Origin of the sequence: Escherichia sp. KCJ4928 (genome assembly GCF_004352695.1) — a bacterium.
GTDB lineage: Bacteria > Pseudomonadota > Gammaproteobacteria > Enterobacterales > Enterobacteriaceae > ECMA0423.
This window is the reverse complement of sequence record NZ_SJWV01000350.1, coordinates 1-1,968: the sequence shown is the minus strand read 5'-3', so window position 1 is coordinate 1,968 and position 1,968 is coordinate 1. Positions and strand designations below refer to the sequence as shown.

The 1,968-nt window shown below is 43.3% G+C and carries 3 protein-coding genes; all 3 read right to left on the bottom strand.

Translation table 11 applies throughout. From position 1 onward, the window contains the following. Window positions 1–41 precede the first annotated feature (41 nt). A complete protein-coding gene (locus E0D98_RS23655; protein ID WP_000673985.1) occupies window positions 42–428 on the bottom strand; it encodes a type II toxin-antitoxin system death-on-curing family toxin in 387 nt (128 codons plus the stop codon). Beyond that, window positions 425–649 (bottom strand): type II toxin-antitoxin system Phd/YefM family antitoxin, encoded by a 225-nt coding sequence (locus E0D98_RS23650; RefSeq protein WP_000493532.1) that lies wholly within the window; start codon window positions 647–649, stop codon window positions 425–427. The genes E0D98_RS23655 and E0D98_RS23650 overlap by 4 nt, the downstream gene beginning before the upstream one ends. A gap of 427 nt (window positions 650–1,076) precedes the next feature. Beyond that, window positions 1,077–1,968, bottom strand: an 892-nt coding sequence (locus E0D98_RS23645; protein WP_131891180.1) for an ABC transporter ATP-binding protein, incomplete at its 5' end; no start/stop codon positions are given.

The following is a 1,968-nucleotide window of genomic DNA, read 5'->3' as shown; positions in this document are numbered from 1 at the left end:
GCTCAGTAGATTGTAAAATGCTGCTGATTGGATATCTATATCTAATTTAGAATAATGGCTTTAAGATGGTCAGAAACCATCTTCCAGTTATATTCTCCTGTTGCAGCATTCAAAGCGATAATTTGCATTTCATCAAACGAAATACGTGAACTAATAATATGTACACCATTCCGTTTTAAAAAAACCTGTGCAACAAACAAGGCTGTTCGCTTATTTGCATCGTTGAAAATGTGACCACGAGCAATAGCAACTAAATACACGGCAGCCAGATCCATAATATCTGTCACACCTTCATAATGATACATGTTCAAAACACGATGAATGATCGCGTCAGCGCGACCGGGTTCTGGCATACCCGCCACGCCACCATCACGCGAAATCAAGCGGTCATGAAACTCAATCACTTCCTGTGAACTAACGAATTTCATCGCTTAGAAAGCTCCGTATAGGCCGTCCCATGACTTTGCATGATCTCAGCAAACTCAGCATCAAGAGCCGCTTTACGGTATCGTTCAAAAGCGTCTTTATCAACTAGTACAGCCGCGCCACCTTTACGGCGCTGAATCTCAACAGGCTGATTTTCATCAACCGCCAGCTCGAGCAACGAGGCCAGGTTATCGCGAGCATGGCTATAGTTACATGTAAACATAGTGCTTCCTCTTTGAGTTGTACAATTAAATTGTACAACAGTTCTGTTCAATATGAAATCACCGTAGTAAGGGGGGCGTGCCCATTTCCTCTAAAAGTCTCACCTTGTTTAGGTAATTAATTGAATTTATTTGGGGTTGTACGCCGGAAACGCCGAAATTTCCGGGAGGCACAAATTTTATGCTCGGCAACCTGTACGTAAGACCACAGTTAACCGGACAGCAAAGAAATAGCTGTCTAGCGCGAAAAATCACTGCCCGTAACGTATCATATGGCTGGTACGAATAAATTCTCACTTACTGCACCATAAACGTACACGTCAAAACCTGCCAAACATGCTTCAAAAATCAACAAATTCGCTGTATCGGAAATTTCGGCGTTTCCGGCGTACAACCCCGATTAGATATAAATGAATTAACGTGTGTGGTTTATTGGTCTCTGCCTTCTCCAGCAATGACGCAAGACTTTGACATACCATCAAAAAAATGATCGGCGAGCTCCAGAATTCGTGGATTATGAGTTGTAATAATAACGGTAGGGCAATGCTGCCGGATATAGGTAATGATCTTTATCGCGAGTTCTTCGCCAATAGAGGCCGTGGGTTCATCAAGTACGATAATCTTTTTCTTACGGGCTAGGGCGCGGGCTATGCATAATCGCTGGATCTCTCCACCACTCAAACCACTACCCAGAGGATTAATATCCCGGTCTAGGAAAGCAAGGAAATGTTCTCCGCAGTCCTCTTTAATTAACCCCAATGAATTCAGGATGCAAAACAGTTCATCATCGGGAAGAATGTCATCGGTTCCATACAGAATATTATCACGAATAGTTCCCTGCACCAGAACGGCTTTTTGAGGCACAACAGCAACGTCCTCCAGGATAGACGCACTCAACTCTGTGTTAATCCGGTATCCTCGGAAATAAATATCGCCCTCAGTTGGGGTATCAAGACCGAGTAAATATTGCAGAATTGTGGATTTACCAAAACCTGAAGGCGCAGAAAGTGCAAACATTTCACCTTCATGGATCCTGAAGCTCACATTATTAAAGAGGAGTCTGCCGTCAGCAAAAGCTCCAAGATTACGCACATCAAAAATACGCTCAGTGCTGCGGGAGCTTACTGTATCAGGGATAACCCCTTCGGGATGCATACTGTTATATTCCAGAAGAATTTTCAGGTACACAACCTGGCGTTGAATGTCAATGCTGGCTCCGGCTATTGTGCGCAACTGAAATGTTAGCATGCTAATATAGCCCACAATCATAATAAAGTCACCAGTTCCAATATGAGACGCTTTTTTAAAAAAAACCAGAACC

Excerpts from the sequence above, each read along its gene's own strand:
- E0D98_RS23650 (WP_000493532.1), bottom strand. The coding sequence starts at position 649 with ATGTTTACATGTAACTATAGCCATGCTCGCGATAACCTGGCCTCGTTG.
- E0D98_RS23655 (WP_000673985.1), bottom strand. The coding sequence starts at position 428 with ATGAAATTCGTTAGTTCACAGGAAGTGATTGAGTTTCATGACCGCTTG.